Source organism: Pseudomonas tolaasii NCPPB 2192 (assembly GCF_002813445.1).
GTDB classification, from domain to species: domain Bacteria; phylum Pseudomonadota; class Gammaproteobacteria; order Pseudomonadales; family Pseudomonadaceae; genus Aquipseudomonas; species Aquipseudomonas tolaasii.
Genome location: NZ_PHHD01000001.1, coordinates 5,846,224 through 5,864,326 on the forward strand (window position 1 = coordinate 5,846,224; position 18,103 = coordinate 5,864,326).

Sequence of the window (18,103 nt, forward strand, 5' to 3'; positions counted from 1 at the left end):
CCGAGTCCAAGGAGTCGGGCCATACAGATATGAGCGAATATCGTCTCAAGCCGCAGCGCTTTCGACCTCGAACGCCTCAAGCGGCGTGCCATACCGCTTATGGGTCTTCAGGTCATACCGGTACCAGTTTTGGGTGAGCGGATCTTGTTGAGCCAAAACTTGCACCCCGCCGGTACTGCCGTCGGTGCCAGCCACAACGTCTTTGGGTTTACTCTGATACACCCGATCAACACTGCGGTTGGTCGAAATGACTTTCCATGAAAACGTTCCTTTGCCCAGTGCCGACCAGTGCAGTGGCAACCCTCGGGTGACGATGGCCTTGCCACCTGCGAACGGGTTGGCGGCACTCAGCAAACCTCGCGCCAGCCTGCCCGCTTTGCCTCCTGCCGAACCGCCGACTTTCACGACCTTGGAGATTCTACTGACGGCACCCGCACCGCCCACCACAAACCCGAAGACATCGAACGCCAGGAACACCAGTCCTTCGCCTACCTTACCCTGCTCAAAGCTGTGGATCGCGGACGCAAAAAGGATCAATGCTCGGGCCACCGCCTGAATTTGCTCGAACACCGTCACTTCGGTATCGAAAGTGGTGACGCCTCTGGCGTTCCGGATCAATGTTTCGCGCTCGTCGCGCGTAAACATTTGATTGGCGACGGTATCGGCAATGAACTGCGTTCTTGGGGAATTGAACGTTTGAACCAGGGAGGAGATATCAGGCCTCGTGGCGGGCTGGGCGGCCTCGGTCTTGACTTCAGAGACCCTGATGTTGGAGCGGATACTAATCATCGGATTCTTCGACCCTGAAGATTGCCATTCGCCTAGCCCCACCTTCACCCCTTCAGTCAAATCGGCTCGCTCATGAAGGGTGCCACGCTGGGTGTTTACTTCGTAGATTCTTCGCTTGCCCTGGTGCATCGACTCGATCAATACCGCTTTGTTGTCAACTGTATCGCTGTGCGAGGCGCTCGAGATTCTTGAAGACCCCGAGTACCGAGTAGTACGTGTGAAACGTTCCTGGGTATAGAACTTCAATTCACCTTTTTCCAGCGCCTCCTTATCGCTCACAGGCAACGTCGACATCATGTTTTTAACGGAAACCTCCAACGCACCCTTGAACCCGTCGGCAAACTCCGTGACGTTTTTTTCAAACAGCTCGTTAACAGGTGGCAATGAACGAAGTGTGTGAGATATCGAGCCAACGTCGACGGCGGGATCGTTGGAGACCCATACCGTCTGCGACTGCGGGCTTAGATAGATATCGAGTATCGAATACGGGCCTTTCAAGTTATTGTGCAGTTCGGAAGGCTCGAGAAATTTTCTCTCAAAGTCGATGTTGCCCAGCGTCTTGGTCAAATGCTCTTTCAATAGGTTGAGCGCCAACGCCTTACGACTGGGAACCGTCGCACGTTGCGCTCGCGAGGCAGTCTCCAACGTATCGAAACGCTCACCGGCGAGCACTGCGGCACGCTCGATTTCTTCTGCGGTGTAGTTGTTATCAGCTCGCTTTTCAATGGCACCATCGGCTACTGCCCAATGAATCAAGCCTTCCCGACCTGCCTGGGTTTCAACTTCCTTTTCGGCGGCGGTAATGGGTTTGAGGTCTTCTTTCAACAGTTGCTCATAGGCCTTGGTCACGGCAAGCCCAGGTGTACGCATTTCGGCCTTGGCGACGATAGACTTCAGGCTGACCCAGGCTGGTGAGCCATAGGTCACATGATCCGGCAGGTGCTTGACCAACAATTCCGGGGCGTGGTGTGACAGCAGCAGGTAGGCTGCAATCGGGGCATTGTGGCCATAGGATTTGCTCAGATGCCGGTTTAGCCCTGCCACGACGGAGGACAGCGGCTTGCCCCAGTGCTCCCGTGCCGACAAATCAAACCCGGCCACTTTGTTCTTTTCGTCAGGCTTTAACACTGCGTCACGGTTAAGACCTACCTGCAGTGCCATCAGTACCCAATCATCACCACTCCCCGCGCCGTCAAACTCGTCGCGCAGCACTTCGCCCAATTTTTTTGCGACGGGGCTGTTCAGCAGCTTAACGATCGCCTGCCGGGGATTATTCAGTTCCTCTTGGGTCCAGTCCACGGTTTGAGCCAGGTAACCAAAGGCGTTTTGGCTCAGCCTGAGCTTTTCGAACTCAGGCAATTGCAACGCGTTGAAAGAAACGGCGTCGTAGATATCCTGTTGCATTTGCGTATCGGGCGGAACAGGCCAAGACAACCCGCCACCAAGATCACCCAGGTGTTGACGGGGTTCCACAGCACGGAACAACTCCCTCCCCATGTTATCGAGTTCGTCTTCATTGGCCGGATGCTCCCATCCGTTGCCGGTCATGAACTGCAACAGGTTGACGGACTTGCCGGCCATGGGCTCGCTGCCCAGGTGAAAACCGGAGTCAGGATCCAGTCTGATCTGTTGCGATCGCAGATAAGACTGCAACCCTGCGCCCGCATCGTAGGGAGGGGGGACGGGTGAGTTTCGGTGGTGGTAAGCATGCAATGCCGACTGTTGTTTCAAATAATCTCCAACATCCACCAAGGCGCGGATCAATGCGTCCCTGAACGTGTGCAAGTCGCGCTTATTGCCGAGCAGCGCTTTTTGAGCCTCCAGCCTCTCTTCAGACCGTTCGACACCTGCGCCCGCCGTTGTCAACGCGTTGTCCTGCTTCACCGCTTGAGCCCGTTGTCGATTGCGGGTCGAATCGCTATGAATCTCCTCTGCGTGAAATTGTGCGACCTGACTGAGTGGCACACTGTCGGCGTACAGTGCCGAATGGGTAATACCGTCGGGAGCATAGGCTTTGGCAGCGGTCAAAATGGGGTCGGCGAACATTGCCCAAGCGGAATAATCCTTCAAGCTGAACTGTGTAAGCCCCTTGGGATTTCGCACACTCAGAGTCCCTTGCTGCGGAAAAATTTCGAGGCTGGACGGGTCATATCCTTCCTTGCGAAGCCACTCCTGGAAGTCCTTGTCTTCAAGTGCGCTGCGTAACTGTGATCGCCATTGGCCAAACGTTGAGTCGGACGGTATGTTCGAGATAACCGCAGCGTAGGGGTCAGAATGACTTTCAAGCGCTTCGGCATACCGGACTGCCAGTTCACGGTTGCCTTCTTCGCGTGCAGACCGCGAAGGCACGGACTCATCGCTTGACACTTCGCGCCGGGGCCGAGTGAGCTTTGCCGCATTGGGCAAATCGGGCATCAAGCCGGAATTAGGGTTTTCCTTGATTACGAAAACGGGCGAGATATTCAAACAGTTAGCCTCCAAGGCTTTGACAAACAGGACTGATCCGACCCTCTTATTGAGTTATCTGACGCACTTGATTCCGCCGGTTCATGTAACAAAAAAACGGGCGTAAAAAAGCCCGGGGGTTCATTCATGAACCGACCCGGGCTGCAAGAGCCGTCGCGAGCTTAGAAAGCGCCCATGTAATCACGCTTGCCCACTTCCACGCCGTTATGGCGCAGCAGTGCGTAAGCCGTGGTGACGTGGAAGAAGAATTGCGGCAGGCCGTAGGTCAGCAGGTAGGATTGGCCGCTGAAGCGCTTTTCTTTGGGAGTGCCTGGGCGGGTGATGATTTCGATGCCTTCCTTGCCGTCGACTTGCTCGGGCTGGATGGTATCGACGAAAGCCAGCACCTTGGCGATCAGCGCTTGCAGGTCGGCGAAGGTGACTTCTTTATCTTCATATTTCGGCACTTCGATCTCGGCCAGGCGTGCGGACACACCCTTGGCGAAGTCGACGGCGATCTGTACCTGGCGCACCAACTGGAACATGTCCGGAAACAGACGCGCTTGCAGCAAGGCGTTTGGCTCGATGTTTTTGGCGGTGGCGTGGGCTTCGGCCTTGTTCAGCACATCGCTCAGGGCGGTGAGCATTTGCTTGAAGACCGGGATGGAAGCGGCGTACAGGGAAATAGTCATGACAGTCTCACGGTGATGGCAGGGTTGGAACCAGCCGCGATTATAGACCTGCCGGTCGCTTGTCTTTTATTTTTTCAGGATTAGGCTAGGCACTTCACTGCATAGGGAAAGCGCGATGACCGCCGAGCACGACACCGACACCCCTGAGCCGCGCCTGAACAGCACGGAAATCCGCATTCTGGGCTGCCTGATCGAAAAACAGGCCACCAACCCGGAAACCTACCCCCTCACCCTCAACGCGCTGGTGCTGGCCTGCAACCAGAAGACCAGCCGCGAACCGGTCACCAACCTCAGCCAGGGCCAGGTCGGCCAGAGCCTGCGTGCACTCGAAGGCCAGGGTTTTACCCGGCTGGTGATGGGCAGCCGGGCCGACCGTTGGGAGCATCGTGTGGACAAGGCGCTGGAACTGGTGCCGGCCCAGGTGATTCTGATAGGGCTGCTGTTTCTGCGCGGGCCGCAGACCGTCAATGAATTGCTCACCCGCAGCGGGCGCATGCATGACTTTGAAGATGCCGAACAGGTGGTGCACCAACTGGAGCGATTGATTGCACGCGGGCTGGCGCTGCTGGTGCCGCGTCAGGCCGGGCAGCGGGAAGACCGGTATACCCATGCGCTGGGTGATCCGGCGGATATCGAAGCCATTTTATCGGCGCGCGGGAATCCGGTAGAGCGCGGTGCCGGGGTTTCTGCAGACAAGATTGAAGAGCTGGAAGCCCGAATTGCTGCGCTGGAAGAGCGATTGGCGCAGCTGGAACAGGCATAACACGGTCAAACCTGTGGGAGCTGGCTTGCCTGCGATAGCGGTGTACCAGATCAACTATCGGTGAATGGCACACCGCCATCACGGGCAAGCCCGTTCCCACATTTGGAACCGTGCAGTGATTTAGCTACGTGCGAACTCGACTGCTTTCTGAAACTGCTCATCCGTCGGCCTTACGCCGGTGTACAGCACAAACTGCTCCAACGCCTGAATCGCGATCACTTCCAGCCCGGTGATCACGCGTTTGCCCTTGGCGCGACCGCGTACGATCAACGGGGTTTCGGCGGGGATTGCCACTACATCGAAGACAGTGTCCGCGGCATCGACCGCCTCGGCGTCAAACGCCAGTTGATCCGCTTCCGGCCCTCCAGTCATGCCGATCGGCGTGACGTTGACCAGCATCTGCGGGCGTAAATCACCCAACTCAGCCTGCCACTCATACCCAAGGCTGTGTGCCAACGCCCGGCCCGAGGCTTCATTGCGCGCCACAATCACGCCGTTGGCATAACCGCCGTCACGCAAGGCACTGGCCACGGCCTTGCCCATGCCGCCGCTGCCGCGCAGGGCGAAGGTGGAGTCTTTCGGCACGGCGTGCTTTTTCAGCAATTGTTCGACGGCAATGTAGTCCGTGTTGTAGGCCTTGAGATGGCCATCGGTGTTGACGATGGTATTCAAGGAATTAATGGCTTGAACCGAATCGTCCAGTTCGTCCACCAAAGCAATGGCAGCCTCCTTGAAGGGCATGGAAACGCCGCAGCCGCGAACCCCCAGCGCCCGGATACCACCGATCGCGCCGGGCAAATCCTGGCTGCTGAACGCTTTATAGTAGAAGTTCAGACCCAACTGCTCGTACAGATGGTTATGAAACCGCAAGCCAAAATTACCGGGGCGCGCCGACAATGACATGCACAGTTGAGTGTCCTTGTTGGGGTGCATCTGCATGGAAAACTCCTTTGAGTAAGCAATTCGGTACAGACCTTACACAACCTTTACCTATCGGCTGTGCTGTTTTTCAGAAATACGTTGTCTTAAAAGTATCCCCGCGACAATCCTTGAGTCTATTGATTGCAGACCACAAGCGCAGGGGCTAACCGAGGAATGACCATGATTCGTAAACTCCCCAAAATCGCCTTGCTGATCGGCGCACTCGCTATGGCAGGCCAAGCCTCCGCCCACGGTGGTGGTTGGGGTGGCCCGGCCATATTGGGTGGTTTGATCGGCGCAGCCGTTGTCGGCTCCGTAGTCGCCAGCCAGTCGCAGCCGGTCTACGTGCAGCAACCGGTGTACGTCCAGCCGCAACCGGTCTATGCCGCGCCTCCGCCGGTTTACTACGCGCCCCCACCGCCGGTGTATGTGCAACAACAGGTTTATTACCGCCCGGCGCCGGTGTATTACGGCCCACCGCGCGGTTACTACGGCCCTCCCCACGGCTATTACGGCCGCGGCTGGTAACACACAGTTGAAATGACAGGACCAGGCCTCGCCCACACGCGGGGCCTTTTTTTGCCTGCAAGGTCCGGATTCAAGCCGCCGAGGTCGCTGTGAGGACAATGCACGGGCGCTAATCCCACATCATGACAGTCCAATGTCTACTTGCTCGGCCGAGGGTCATCCTGTCATGTTTACGTCACGAAACAGACTCACTATTGACCTTTGTCCACCCAATAACAATTAAGGACGATCGACCATGCCCACGCAAAACCCGCACCGCACCGCTGGCCTGTGCACGTCCAGCAAAGTCTATAGCGCCCTGACTGAACTCAAGGCCCTGGAGGGCCACCGCAGCGCGAAATTCCTGGCCTTACTCGCGGAAAACCTGGTGCGCAAGGGCCTGCTCAGCGAACAGGAAGTGGTGATCATGCTCGATCAGGTGGTGGATTGACGCGTGCCGTTAATGTCGACTATCGAGACGGATGATTTTTCCTGAAGGCCGCCGGCCCGTAAGGTGACCTCCATAGCGATTGGAGGTACTTGTTATGCCCACTGTTCAAATCATGTCCGTCATCGGCAGCGCCGTTCCCGCCCCTCTTCGGGAGCATGGCTTGCTGGCCTGCTGGTATCTGGTACGCGATGGCGAGGCCATCAGCGGCCCGCTCACCTCGTTAAAAGCAGCAGAAAAGCAGCTTCAGGCCTGCAGCTTCAAGCTTGAAGCCTGAATCCATCGTTTTACGGTAATGGCAGTTTGGTGCGTGGCTTGCTCTCCACGAACAATGCCCAGCTCGACATGAACAACGCCGCCACCAGCGGCCCGATGACAAACCCGTTCAGGCCAAACACCGACAAGCCGCCCAGCGTCGAGATCAGGATCAGGTAGTCCGGCATCTTGGTGTCCTTGCCCACCAGCACCGGGCGCAGCACGTTGTCCACCAGGCCGATCACGAACACACCGAACAAACCCAGCACCACACCCTGCCAGATCGAACCGCTTAACAGGAAGTAAGCGGCGACCGGCCCCCACACAATCCCCGCCCCCACCGCCGGCAGCAGCGACAGAAACGCCATCAACACCGCCCAGAGCAACGCGCTGGGAATGTCCAGAAACCAGAAAATCAACCCGCCCAATGCCCCCTGAGTCACGGCCACCAGCACATTGCCCTTGACCGTGGCGCGCACCACGCGGTTGAACTTGAGCTGCAAGCGGCGCTTCTGCGGCTCAGCCAACGGCACCGCCGTGCGCACTTTGCGCACCAGTTCAGGGCCATCGCGCAGCAGGAAAAACAGCAAATACAACATGATGAAAAAGCTCACCAGAAAATCAAAGGTGCCCTGGCCGAAGCTGAACGCCTGGGTGGCGAAGAACTGGCTGCCCTGCATCGCGCTCTTGACGATCTTCTCGCGCAGGCCTTCGAGGTTGCCCATGCCGAAACGGTCGAGCAGATGCTGGAAGTACGGCGGCAGGAAGTTCTTGAACTGTTCGATATACCCCGCCACATCCAATTTGCCGCTTTCGACGTTTTTGTAGAGCGTCGCCCCCTCTTGCACCAGCAGCACGCTGGTGATGATCACCGGCAGGATCGCAATCACCAGACACACCGTCAGGGTTGCCAGGGACGTGAAGTTGCGGTTCCAGCCGAACCGCTGCTGCAGGCGCCGTTGCATCGGCGCAAAGATAATGCCGAGGATGACCGCCCAGAACACCGCGCCGTAAAACGGCAGCAATATCCAGATAAAGGCGACGGTCACCAGGGCGAGCAACAGCAGCAGGGTTTTGAATTGCAGGTTGGTTTGGTTCATGTCCGGTCCATGTCAGAAAAGCAGAGGGCCTTCGTAGGCCCTGTTGCTTAGTCCGCGGCGAAACCTGGGAGTGCCCTGGTTTATCGAACAAGCATAGACCGCCTCAATCAAGGGCCGGACGCTTGTGCTTTGGCTTCGGCCAACAGCCTCTGAATGACCTGCTCCTGGGCGTCATAACGGCCTTCGCCAAAATGGGTGTAACGCACCTGCCCCTGGGCATCGATCAGGTAGTGAGCGGGCCAGAACTGGTTGTCGAAACTGCGCCAAATCGCGTAGTTGTTGTCGATCGCCACCGGGTAGGTAATGCCCAGCTTGCGCACCTGTTGCTGAACATTGCGAGTGACGTGTTCGTAGGCATATTCCGGGGTGTGCACGCCGATGACCACCAACCCTTCCTGTTCATAGCGCTTGGCCCATTCCTTTACATAGGGCAACGCACGCTGGCAGTTGATGCAGTCGTAGGTCCAGAAATCCACCAACACCACTTTGCCCTTGAGGTCCTGTACGCCCAGTGGCGGCGAATTAAGCCAGCCCACCGCCCCTGCCAGTGAAGGCATGGCGCCCTGGCGGGTCAGCGGCGCGTCGGCCTTGGTCTGCTGGCAGACCACCAGGGCGCACATCAGTGCAAGCATCAGAAGCAGGCTGGCGAGCAAAATCGTGAGGGGTCGCATGGGGGTTACCTTGTGGGTTTCGCAGAGCCGCTATTGGAACCGCCTGAGGTATCTCGCCTGTGTCGACCAGCCGCTGGCGATACACAGCGATACAAAATCGGCAAAAGACGATCTGGATCAATAAACCCCGCCGCACACCCGGCTACCCTCGCGACCTTTTGCGACCAGAGCCCATGCCTCCCATCCTCGCCCCCGAATTGCTCGCCCCCGCCGGCACCCTGAAAAACATGCGCTACGCCTTCGCTTACGGCGCCGATGCGGTCTACGCCGGCCAGCCGCGCTACAGCCTGCGGGTACGCAACAACGAGTTCGACCACCCCAACCTGGCGCTCGGCATCCACGAAGCCCACGCCCAGGGCAAGCGCTTCTACGTAGTGGTGAACATCGCCCCGCACAACGCCAAGTTGAAAACCTTCCTCAAGGACTTGGCGCCCGTGATCGCCATGGGCCCGGACGCGCTGATCATGTCCGACCCGGGCCTGATCATGCTGGTGCGTCGCCACTTCCCACAGATGCCGATTCACTTGTCGGTGCAAGCCAACACGGTGAACTGGGCCAGTGTGGAGTTCTGGCAGCAGCAAGGGATCTGCCGGGTGATTTTGTCGCGGGAATTGTCACTGGAAGAGATCGGCGAAATCCGCGAGCAAGCCCCGGCCATGGAACTGGAAGTGTTTGTGCACGGCGCCCTGTGCATGGCGTATTCGGGGCGCTGCCTGCTCTCGGGCTATATGAACAAGCGCGACGCCAACCAGGGCACGTGCACCAACGCGTGCCGCTGGAAGTACCAGGCCACGCCTGCGGTGGAAAACGCCAGCGGCGATATCGTCCAGCACGTTCAACCCACCCTGGGCATCGGCGCGCCCACCGATCAGGTGTTTCTGCTGCAGGAAGCCAACCGCCCCGACGAACACCTGCCCGCCTTCGAAGACGAGCACGGCACCTACATCATGAACGCCAAGGACCTGCGCGCCGTGCAACACGTCGAGCGCCTGACCCGCCTGGGCGTGCATTCGCTGAAGATCGAAGGCCGCACCAAATCCCACTTCTATTGCGCGCGTACCACCCAGGTTTATCGCCAGGCCATTGATGACGCCGTGGCCGGCCGCGCGTTTGACCGCAACCTGATGACCGACCTCGAATCCCTGGCGCAACGCGGCTACACCGAAGGTTTCCTGCGCCGCCACGTGCACGACGAGTACCAGAACTATCAGAACGGCAGCTCAGTGTCCGAGCGTCAGCAGTTTGTCGGGGAGTTGACCGGCGAGCGTCGGGGTGAGTTAGCCGAGGTCAAGGTGAAAAACCGCTTTGCCGTGGGCGATCATCTGGAGTTGATGACCCCCGGCGGCAACTTTCACTTTGACTTGAACACGCTGCAAAACACCAAACACCAGGCTATCGAGGTGGCACCGGGAGACGGGCACACCGTGTATGTGCCGCTCCCGGCCACGATGGACCTGCGCTTTGGCTTACTGATGCGCGACCTTTAACGGGTCGCCGCGCAGAACTGCCGGATCGCCTCACAGGCCTGCAGCAACGAATCGTCATCCAGGGCATAGGCAATGCGCAGGTACGGCGCCAATCCGAAGGCGCTGCCGTGCACCACGGCCACATTGGCCTCGTCGAGCAGGGCGAGTGCCACGTCTTCGTCGGTTTGCAGCAGTTTGCCCGCCGGCGTGGTGCGCCCCAGCAAGCCGGCGCAGCAAGCGAAGGCGTAGAACGCACCGGACGGGTTCATGCATGCCAGCCCCGGCGTGGCGTTGAGGAACGACACCACCAAGTCACGGCGCTTTTCAAACACCGCCCGCGACGCGTGCACAAAGTCCTGCGGCCCGGTCAGCGCGGCCATGGCCGCCTGCTGGGAAATAGCGCTGGCCCCCGAGGTCTGTTGGCCCTGGAGTTTTTCCATGGCTTCCAGCAACCAGCGCGGCCCGGTGGCAAAACCGATGCGCCAGCCGGTCATGGCGTAGGCCTTGGACACGCCGTTCATGGTCAGTACGCGCGGCACCAGGCGCGGCTCGACTTGCGCCAGCGTGTGAAAGGTTTGGCCGTCGAACAGCAAGTGTTCGTAAATGTCGTCCGCCAGCACCAGCACATGGGGATGGTCGAGCAGCACGTCCGCCAACCCGCGCAGCTCCTGCTGGCTATACACGGCGCCCGTGGGGTTGGACGGCGAATTGAGGATGACCCAACGGGTAGTCGGCTTGATTGCCTTGGCGAGCGCCGCCGGCGTCAGCTTGAAACCGTCCTCGGCGCTGCAGGCCACGATGTTCGAGGTGCCGCCGCACAGCTCGACCATTTCCGGGTAGCTGACCCAGTACGGCGCGGGCACGATGACTTCATCGCCTTCGTTCAGGGTGGCGGCCAGCGCGTTATAGATCACATGTTTGCCGCCGCTACTGACAATGGTGTCCTGCCAGGTCACGTCGAGGCCGTTTTCCCGGCGGAATTTCTCCGCCACGGCTTCCCTCAGGGCCCGCACGCCGGCCACCTGGGTATACCGCGTGTGGCCGTTGCGGATCGCGTCGATACCGGCCTGGCGAATGTGCTCCGGGGTGTCGAAATCCGGCTCGCCGGCACACAGCGAGATGATTTTCGCACCCTGGGCACGGCGCTCGGCCACGCGGTCGATGATGCGGTAAGTGGCCGAAGGCTGAGCCTGGGCCAGGCGTTTGTTGAGGCGTTGAAGGTTCACGAGCCTTTCCTTTGCAACGTGTGGTAACCCAGGGATTCGCGAGCCTGCTTTAAGGTCTTGCCCGCCTCGAGCTGGGCACGGATCTGCGATTCCACATCTTCAATCTGGCGCGCGACACGCGCTACCTCAGCGGCGCGGGCACGGGGCACCACCAGCACGCCGTTGGCGTCGGCCACCACGATATCCCGCGAACACACGCGAACCTCGCCTATCGCCACCGGCTGGTTCACCGCGAGCACTTCCACCCGGTCCTTGCCGGTGCGCATGTAACGGCCACGGGTGAACATCGGGTAACCGTCGCCCAGCGCCTTGCTGACGTCGCGGCACACGCCGTCGATCACGGTGGCGGCGATGCCGCGCACGCCGGCGTACTGGGTCATGATGTCGCCCCACACGGTGCAGTCGGTGCGACCGGCGTTGGCGATCACCACCACGTCCCCCGGCAGCACGTCTTCGATAAAGTCGCCCACCGAACCCGGCGGGGTGTTGGCGGGCACGTATTGCACGGTGAAGGCCGGGCCAACCACCGTGCCCCGGTAGTTATCCAGCGGCGCGATGCCCAGGCACTGGCCGGGAATGCCCAGCTTGTCCATGGCGTCGGAAACGCCGGGGGTGTCCAGGCCTTCAAACAGGGCGACGATTTGCTGATCTTCAGGGTTCATCGGGCAGTCTCCACGCGGATGGCTTCAAATTGGCTGTCATGCATCACATCGGCGACCGAGCGGCCGCTGCGCACGGCATCGACCATGCCAGCTTCACGGGCAGCGATGCGCTCGCTCAGGTCGAGTACCTGTTCGATCACGGCGGCGGGAATGAACACGCTGCCGCAACGGTCGGCGATCACGTAGTCGTCTTCGGACACGGCGACTCCGCCGACGTTGATGGTCACGCCGGAGTCCACCTGCACCACGCGGTTGCGCGCGCTGATCATGGTCACGCCACGGCCGTACACCGGGTAACCGATGGAGGCGCTGCCGTCGATGTCGCGGCTGAAGCCGTCGATCACCGAACCACGAATCTGCTTGGCCACGGCGGCATTGGCGATGATGTCGCCCCAGCACGAAATGCCTTCAATACCACCGGCGATCACCAGCACACGGTCGTCGGTGGTGATGGCGTCGATCACCGGGGAAATCAGGTGCACGCCGGGGGCGGCATCGGTTTTGGGTGCCAGCTTCACCGTGCTGGCGCGGCCCACCACTTTCGGGCAATCCCACAACGGACGAATACCCACGACGGCGCCCGGCAATTGCAGAAAGTCCAGCGCATCGGAAACGGTGTTGGTATCAAGTTCAGCCAGGCGCTGAAGCGGGTCGGCAAGTGGCATTGAGGTGAGCCCCTGTTGTGGTTGGGGCTCAAGTCTTACCGACGAGGTGTGCCAGGTATATTCGTATTAACGTAAGGCCAACATACGCTCAACCTATGGTTTGACGGCTGCTTTGGCGCGGCGCGGCTTGAGGTGTTTCAGGCGCCCGTCGGCTGCCAATGGCGAGGCATCTTCGGTCATCAGGCCTTGCAGGTGGTCATTGAGCTTGGCGCCTTCGCTGAGGTTGTGCGTCTCGGACAAGGCCCCCGCCGTCTCGGCATCACCGGCCAGAATCGCGTCCACAAACGGCCGGTGCTGCTCAATGATGGCCTCGGCGTCGTGAATCAACGAATCGCTGGAACGGATATACAGGCGAATCTGGCGCTCGATGAATTCGTACTGGGACAACAGGCGGCTATGGTCCGCCAGGGTGATGATCGTCTTGTGCAGCGCGAAGTCGGCTTCGGCGATGGCCTCGGCCTTGCCGGCGTGGCAAGCCTCGACCAGCGCCTGGTAATGCTGACTCAGCAAGGCGCGCTTGGCGTCGTCCATCCCCGCCGCCACCAGTTGTGCGGCCAGGCGCTCCACGCTGGAGCGCAGGGTGTAGAGCTCCCACACATCCTTGGGCGTGAGGGAAATCACGGTCCAGCCGGTGTAAGGGATCAGCGTGGTCAGGCCTTCCTTTTCCAGCTGATGCAGGGCCGAGCGCACGGTGGCGCGGGACAGGCCCATCTCCTGGGCGAGTTGCACTTCGGTGACCCGCGCCCCCGGCAGAATCGTGCCCGACATGATGGACTCGCGCAGCACTTCGGCCGCTTGCATTTCCGCAGACAGTTTCACGACCTTGGGGACTTTTAATAGGCTCACGGCGATGCTCGACTCATTTTCGTGCAGGCACTCTAGCAAACGCACAAGATTGTCGCCAATTATTAAAAGCCCCCGCCCGATCAGCTGACACCGCGCAGCGAGCGCACCCAAACCGTCTTGGTTTGCACATATTGCTGCAGGGCTTCGACGCCCTTGTCCCGCGACAGCGAACCCGAGCGTTTATAGCCACCAAACGGCGTCTTGACGTCACCCTCGGTGAAGCCGTTGATGCCCACCACGCCGCACGGCAACTGCCGCGCAAAGTGAAGCGCACGGTCGATATCACGGGTGAACACGGTGGCATGCAGGCCGAACTCGGTGTCACGCGCCACCTGCAAGGCCTGCTCGTCGTCCTGCACGGTGATCACGCCCAGCACCGGCCCGAAGATTTCCTCGGTGGCGATGACCATGCCCGGCTTCACCTCATCAAACACCACCGGGTCGACGTAGAAGCCCGGCAAATCCAGCGCGCGGTTGCCCGCCACCAAGCGTGCGCCCTCCTCCAGGCCCCGGTTGATATAGCGTTGCACCCGCTCGCGCTGTTTGGCCGAGACCAGCGGGCCGATTTCGGTTTCCGGGTCCAGCGGGTCGCCGACTTTCAGCGCCGCCACATTGACCAGCACCTTTTCCAAGTATTCGTCCTTGCGGCTGGCATGGACGATCTGGCGCATGTTCGCCGTGCAGTTTTGTCCGCCGTTCCAGAACGCCGCGTTGACCGCATTGGCGATCAGGTCGTCGGTCAGCGGCGCGTCATCGAGAATGATGAACGGGCTCTTGCCACCCAGTTCCAGGCCGACCGGCTTGAGGTTGCTGTGGGCCGCGTATTCCAGCAGCAGCGCACCGACCGGGCCGGAACCGGTGAAGGTAATTGCATCGATGCCCGGGTGCAGGCCCATGGCTTGGCCGACTTCATGACCATCGCCCGGCACCACGTTGAGCACACCGTCGGGCAGGCCGGCGATGGACGCCAGTTCCGCCAGCCGTAGCGCGGTCAACGAGGTCAGCTCGGCGGGTTTGAGCACCACGCTGCAGCCGGCCGCCAGCGCCGGGGCGAGTTTCCAGGCAGTCATCAACAGCGGGAAGTTCCACGGCACAATTGCGCCGACCACGCCGATAGGTTCCTGCAGCACAAACGCGGTGACGTCTTCGCCGGTGGGCGCGACCTTGCCGAAGGTCTTGTCAATCAGCTCGGCGTACCACTGGAAGAAATTCGGCACTTCGGTGCCGATTTCATGCAGGCAATCCTTGATCGGCTTGCCGCTGTCCAGGGACTCCATCACCGCCAGTTCCGTCGCGTTCACGCGGATCAGTTGCGCCAGCGCCAACAGCACGTCCTTGCGGTATTCCGGCTTGGAGCGCGACCACACCCCGGAATCAAACGCCGCCCGCGCCGCCACCACCGCCTGGTCCACATGCCCTGCCCCACCGAACGCCACGGTGCCGAACACCTGGGCCGTGGCCGGGTTGGTGTTCTGGTAAGTACCGTCAGGCTTGCCGTCGACAAAACGCCCGTTGATATAGGGCCGGTCGGGCAGCACCAGGGTGTCGGCGACACGCTGGTAATAGGAAGCGCCCACGTAGTTTTTCATTGCGAACATCCTGTGAAGTTGAGGTTAAACGCTAAGCAACCGGCGCTGACGGCGGCGGCGCAGCAGCACCACGCTCAAGCCGATCAGCACGGTGCCGGCGATGAACAGAAACGCAGCCGCGGCAATTTCCGGGCTGATGTTTTCGCGGATGCTGGAAAACATCTGCAACGCCAGGGTGCGCTGGCCGGGGCCGGCGACGAAGAGCGTCAGCACCACTTCATCCAGCGACGTGGCAAAGGCCAATACCGCACCGGACAGAATCCCCGGCAGCGCCAGCGGCAAGGTGGTGGTGCGCAACACCGTCAACGGGCTCGCGCCGAGGCTGGCGGCGGCGAGTTCCAGCTTGGGGTTGATTCCGGCCAGCGCGCCGGACACGCTGATCACCACAAACGGCACCGCCAGCACTGTGTGCGCCACGATTACGCCGCTGTAACTGTTGGTCAGCCCGAGGGTTTGCAGGAACATCTGCATGCCCACGCCCAGCACCACGGCGGGCACCACCATCGGCAACAGGAACAGCGAGTTGACCACGCCGCGAAACGGCACGCCCTTGCGCCGCAACCCCAGGGCCGCCAACGTGCCCAGGCAGGTAGCCAGGGAGGTCGCGCCCACGGCCATGATCAGGCTGTTGATGATCGACAATTGCCAGGCCTGCGCCGTGAACAGCCGCTCGAACCAGCGCAGCGAGAAAGACGGAATCGGGTACACCAGAAACGAACTCGAGGTGAACGCCAGCGGCAATACGGCCAGCAGCGGTGCCAGCAGGAACACCACCATGCAGGCGCCGAACATGGCCAGCAACGGGTTGGTTTTCATTCGTCCGCTCCCTGTTCACGGGTGGAAAGGCGCCTGTACACGGTGTACAGCACCAGCGTAATCACCAGCAGCACCAGGCCCAGCGCGCTGGCCATGCCCCAGTTGGCGGCACCGGTGGCGTAGAAGGCGATCACCGAGCTGATCATCTGGTCTTTCGGCCCGCCGATCAGCGCCGGGGTGATGTAGTAGCCCACGGCCGACATGAACACCAGCAACACGCCGGAGGTAACCCCCCGTGTGCTCAGCGGCAGCGTCACTTCAATGAACGCGCGCCACGGTTTGGCGCCCAACGACCCGGCGGCCGGCATCAGGTTGCGCGGGATACCTAGCAACACGCTGTAGATCGGCAGCACCATCAGCGGCAGCAGCACATGGGTCATGGCGATGATCACGCCAGTACGGTTGAACACCAGAGCCAGTGGGTGATCGGTGATGTGCAGCCACATCAGCACGCGGTTCACGATGCCGTTGTCCTGCAACACGATGAACCACGCCGTGGTGCGCACCAGCAGCGAGGTCCATAGCGGCAGCAACACAGCGCCGAGCAACACGGTGCGCCGCCAGCCGCTGACGCTCGCCAGCAGCGCCGCGTAGGGGTAACCCAACAACAGGCACAGTGCGGTGATGGTCGCGGTCATGCCAAAGGTGCGCAGCATCAAGGTGCGGTTGGCCGAGGCGTCGCCTGGCATATCGACGATGGCGCCGAGGCTGTCGCGCTGCAGGTCCACCGCCGCCAGCAGGAAGCGGTCGGTCACCGGCGCCAGCGCATCGCGGATGGTCTGCCAATAACGCAACTCAGCCCAGCGCTTGTCGACGCCTACCAGGTCCACCGGGCCGTCGGTGGCCTGGATGGCGGCTTGGGTCTTGCTGATCAGGGTGCGAAACCCGGGATAGGCGCTGTTGAGCCGGCGCACCATTTCGCCGATGTGCTGCTGGTCGTCGACATTACGGATATCACTGACAAACGCCTGCTCGATGGCCGGGCCCGGCAGCGACTGGCCGTCCCAATGCGCTGCAGCTGCCTGGGTCAGCGGCAACACATTGAGCACGGATTTGTCCGAGACCGCCTGTTGCATCACGGTGCCCAGCGGCCACAGGAAAAACGCCAGCATAAATAGAAACAGCGGCAGCACCAGCAGGATCGCCGAGCGCCGTTTGGCCACGGTCAGCGTGCTCATGAGGCAATCATCCAGCAGTCCCGGGGGTCGAAATGCGCCTGCATCTGCGTGCCGTTGGAATGTTCAGGCTGCGAGCGGCACAGGCGTGCAGTGAGGGTCAGGTTGTCGCCCGCCAGTTGCGCGCGCAGGTGGTCGCCCTGGTAAACCGCATCAACCATGCGCACCGGCAGCGAGTTGACCGGGCGTGGCGTGTCCGACAGCGTCAGGCGCTCGGGGCGCACCGAAACCATCACGTTCTGGCCCACATTCAAGCCCGACGCCGGCACGCGGATGGTCACGCCACTGCCCAGCAGCACCTCGGCGCGCTCGCCGTCGATGCTCACCAGGCGCCCTTCGAGCAGGTTGGTTTCACCGATAAATTGCGCCACAAAGCGTGTTTGCGGGCGGTCGTAGATGTCGCGCGGTGAGCCGATCTGTTCGATCTTGCCCTTGTTGAACACAGCAATGCGGTCGGACATGGTCAGCGCTTCGGACTGGTCGTGGGTCACGAACACGATGGTCAGGCCAAGGCGGTTATGCAGCTCGCGGATGTCCAGTTGCATCTGTTCGCGCAGCTGTTTGTCCAGCGCGCCGAGGGGTTCGTCCATCAGCACCACACGCGGTTCGAACACCAGCGCGCGGGCAAGGGCGACCCGCTGTTGCTGGCCGCCGGACAACTGGGTGGGGTGGCGGTCACTCAAGGCACTCAGTTGCACCATGTCCAGGGCGCGCGCCACGCGCTGCTGGATTTCACTGCGGCCGACCCCGCGCATACGCAGGGGGAAGGCCACGTTTTCGCCCACGGTCTTGTGCGGGAACAGCGCGTAATTCTGAAACACCACGCCCATGTCGCGCTTGTGCGGCGGCAGGTCGTTGACGGTAACCCCGTTGACGATGATGTCGCCGTGGCTGGCGGTTTCGAAACCGGCCAGCATCATCAGCAAGGTGGTTTTGCCGGAGCCGGACGGTCCCAACAGGCTGACGAACTCACCGGCCTGAATGTCCAGGGACAAGTTGTCGATCACGTTGATCGCACCATAATGCTTGGTGACGCCCGCAAAACGTATTCTGAAATCAGTCACAAC

Annotated in this window: 17 protein-coding genes and 1 pseudogene; 5 read left to right on the top strand and 13 right to left on the bottom strand. The window is 60.8% G+C overall.

What is annotated here, in order from left to right:
- Window positions 1–45 precede the first annotated feature (45 nt).
- Together ATI14_RS26575 and ATI14_RS26580 are read right to left on the bottom strand one after the other, a co-directional pair.
- The gene (locus ATI14_RS26575) at window positions 46–3,255 is read right to left on the bottom strand and encodes a hypothetical protein (protein ID WP_231124366.1); all 3,210 of its coding nucleotides are present in this window, start codon (window positions 3,253–3,255) and stop codon (window positions 46–48) included.
- Window positions 3,256–3,416: 161 nt separating this feature from the next.
- Complete coding sequence (locus ATI14_RS26580) at window positions 3,417–3,926, bottom strand: DUF1993 domain-containing protein (protein WP_016972069.1); 510 nt, start codon at window positions 3,924–3,926, stop codon at window positions 3,417–3,419.
- Window positions 3,927–4,041: 115 nt separating this feature from the next.
- Here ATI14_RS26580 and ATI14_RS26585 point away from each other — a divergent pair, with 115 nt between their 5' ends.
- On the top strand, window positions 4,042–4,689 hold the full coding sequence (locus tag ATI14_RS26585) for a YceH family protein (protein WP_016972068.1): 648 nt from the start codon (window positions 4,042–4,044) through the stop codon (window positions 4,687–4,689).
- 120 nt (window positions 4,690–4,809) lie between these two features.
- Here ATI14_RS26585 and ATI14_RS26590 read toward each other — a convergent pair whose 3' ends face one another.
- Window positions 4,810–5,628, bottom strand: a complete 819-nt coding sequence (locus ATI14_RS26590) for a shikimate 5-dehydrogenase (protein ID WP_016972067.1) — start codon at window positions 5,626–5,628, stop codon at window positions 4,810–4,812.
- A 156-nt stretch (window positions 5,629–5,784) separates the two neighbouring features.
- On the opposite strand from ATI14_RS26590, the gene ATI14_RS26595 reads away from it, so the two are divergent.
- The 3 genes from ATI14_RS26595 (at window position 5,785) to ATI14_RS26605 (ending at window position 6,842) form a co-directional block, all read left to right on the top strand.
- Entirely contained in the window at window positions 5,785–6,138 is a 354-nt protein-coding gene (locus ATI14_RS26595) for a hypothetical protein (protein ID WP_016972066.1), read from the top strand.
- Window positions 6,139–6,373: 235 nt separating this feature from the next.
- Window positions 6,374–6,568, top strand: a complete 195-nt coding sequence (locus ATI14_RS26600; RefSeq protein WP_016972065.1) for a hypothetical protein — start codon at window positions 6,374–6,376, stop codon at window positions 6,566–6,568.
- A gap of 94 nt (window positions 6,569–6,662) precedes the next feature.
- Window positions 6,663–6,842, top strand: a complete 180-nt coding sequence (locus tag ATI14_RS26605) for a hypothetical protein (RefSeq protein ID WP_016972064.1) — start codon at window positions 6,663–6,665, stop codon at window positions 6,840–6,842.
- A 10-nt stretch (window positions 6,843–6,852) separates the two neighbouring features.
- On the opposite strand, the gene ATI14_RS26610 is transcribed toward ATI14_RS26605, so the two are convergent.
- Together ATI14_RS26610 and ATI14_RS26615 are read right to left on the bottom strand one after the other, a co-directional pair.
- Window positions 6,853–7,920, bottom strand: a complete 1,068-nt coding sequence (locus ATI14_RS26610) for an AI-2E family transporter (RefSeq protein ID WP_016972063.1) — start codon at window positions 7,918–7,920, stop codon at window positions 6,853–6,855.
- A gap of 107 nt (window positions 7,921–8,027) precedes the next feature.
- Window positions 8,028–8,516: pseudogene (locus ATI14_RS26615) on the bottom strand (thioredoxin family protein); the annotation flags it as partial.
- 248 nt (window positions 8,517–8,764) lie between these two features.
- On the opposite strand from ATI14_RS26615, the gene trhP reads away from it, so the two are divergent.
- Window positions 8,765–10,078, top strand: coding sequence for a prephenate-dependent tRNA uridine(34) hydroxylase TrhP (gene trhP, locus ATI14_RS26620; protein WP_016972061.1), 1,314 nt, complete (start codon window positions 8,765–8,767; stop codon window positions 10,076–10,078).
- On the opposite strand, the gene ATI14_RS26625 is transcribed toward trhP, so the two are convergent.
- From ATI14_RS26625 to ATI14_RS26660, 8 genes are all read right to left on the bottom strand, one after another.
- Window positions 10,075–11,283: a pyridoxal phosphate-dependent aminotransferase gene (locus ATI14_RS26625; RefSeq protein WP_016972060.1), complete on the bottom strand. Its 1,209-nt coding sequence runs from the start codon at window positions 11,281–11,283 to the stop codon at window positions 10,075–10,077. The two genes, trhP and ATI14_RS26625, sit on opposite strands and share 4 nt — an antisense overlap.
- Entirely contained in the window at window positions 11,280–11,945 is a 666-nt protein-coding gene (locus ATI14_RS26630; protein WP_016972059.1) for an RraA family protein, read from the bottom strand. The genes ATI14_RS26625 and ATI14_RS26630 overlap by 4 nt, the downstream gene beginning before the upstream one ends.
- Window positions 11,942–12,610, bottom strand: coding sequence for an RraA family protein (locus ATI14_RS26635; protein WP_016972058.1), 669 nt, complete (start codon window positions 12,608–12,610; stop codon window positions 11,942–11,944). The genes ATI14_RS26630 and ATI14_RS26635 overlap by 4 nt, the downstream gene beginning before the upstream one ends.
- Window positions 12,611–12,703: 93 nt before the next feature.
- The gene (locus ATI14_RS26640) at window positions 12,704–13,456 is read right to left on the bottom strand and encodes a GntR family transcriptional regulator (protein ID WP_231124365.1); all 753 of its coding nucleotides are present in this window, start codon (window positions 13,454–13,456) and stop codon (window positions 12,704–12,706) included.
- Between the two features lie 80 nt (window positions 13,457–13,536).
- A complete protein-coding gene (locus ATI14_RS26645; protein ID WP_016972056.1) occupies window positions 13,537–15,045 on the bottom strand; it encodes an aldehyde dehydrogenase in 1,509 nt (502 codons plus the stop codon).
- A gap of 24 nt (window positions 15,046–15,069) precedes the next feature.
- Entirely contained in the window at window positions 15,070–15,861 is a 792-nt protein-coding gene (locus ATI14_RS26650) for an ABC transporter permease (protein ID WP_016972055.1), read from the bottom strand.
- Window positions 15,858–17,039, bottom strand: coding sequence for an ABC transporter permease (locus tag ATI14_RS26655; RefSeq protein WP_016972054.1), 1,182 nt, complete (start codon window positions 17,037–17,039; stop codon window positions 15,858–15,860). The genes ATI14_RS26650 and ATI14_RS26655 overlap by 4 nt, the downstream gene beginning before the upstream one ends.
- On the bottom strand, window positions 17,036–18,100 hold the full coding sequence (locus ATI14_RS26660; protein ID WP_016972053.1) for an ABC transporter ATP-binding protein: 1,065 nt from the start codon (window positions 18,098–18,100) through the stop codon (window positions 17,036–17,038). The genes ATI14_RS26655 and ATI14_RS26660 overlap by 4 nt, the downstream gene beginning before the upstream one ends.
- Window positions 18,101–18,103: the final 3 nt, after the last annotated feature.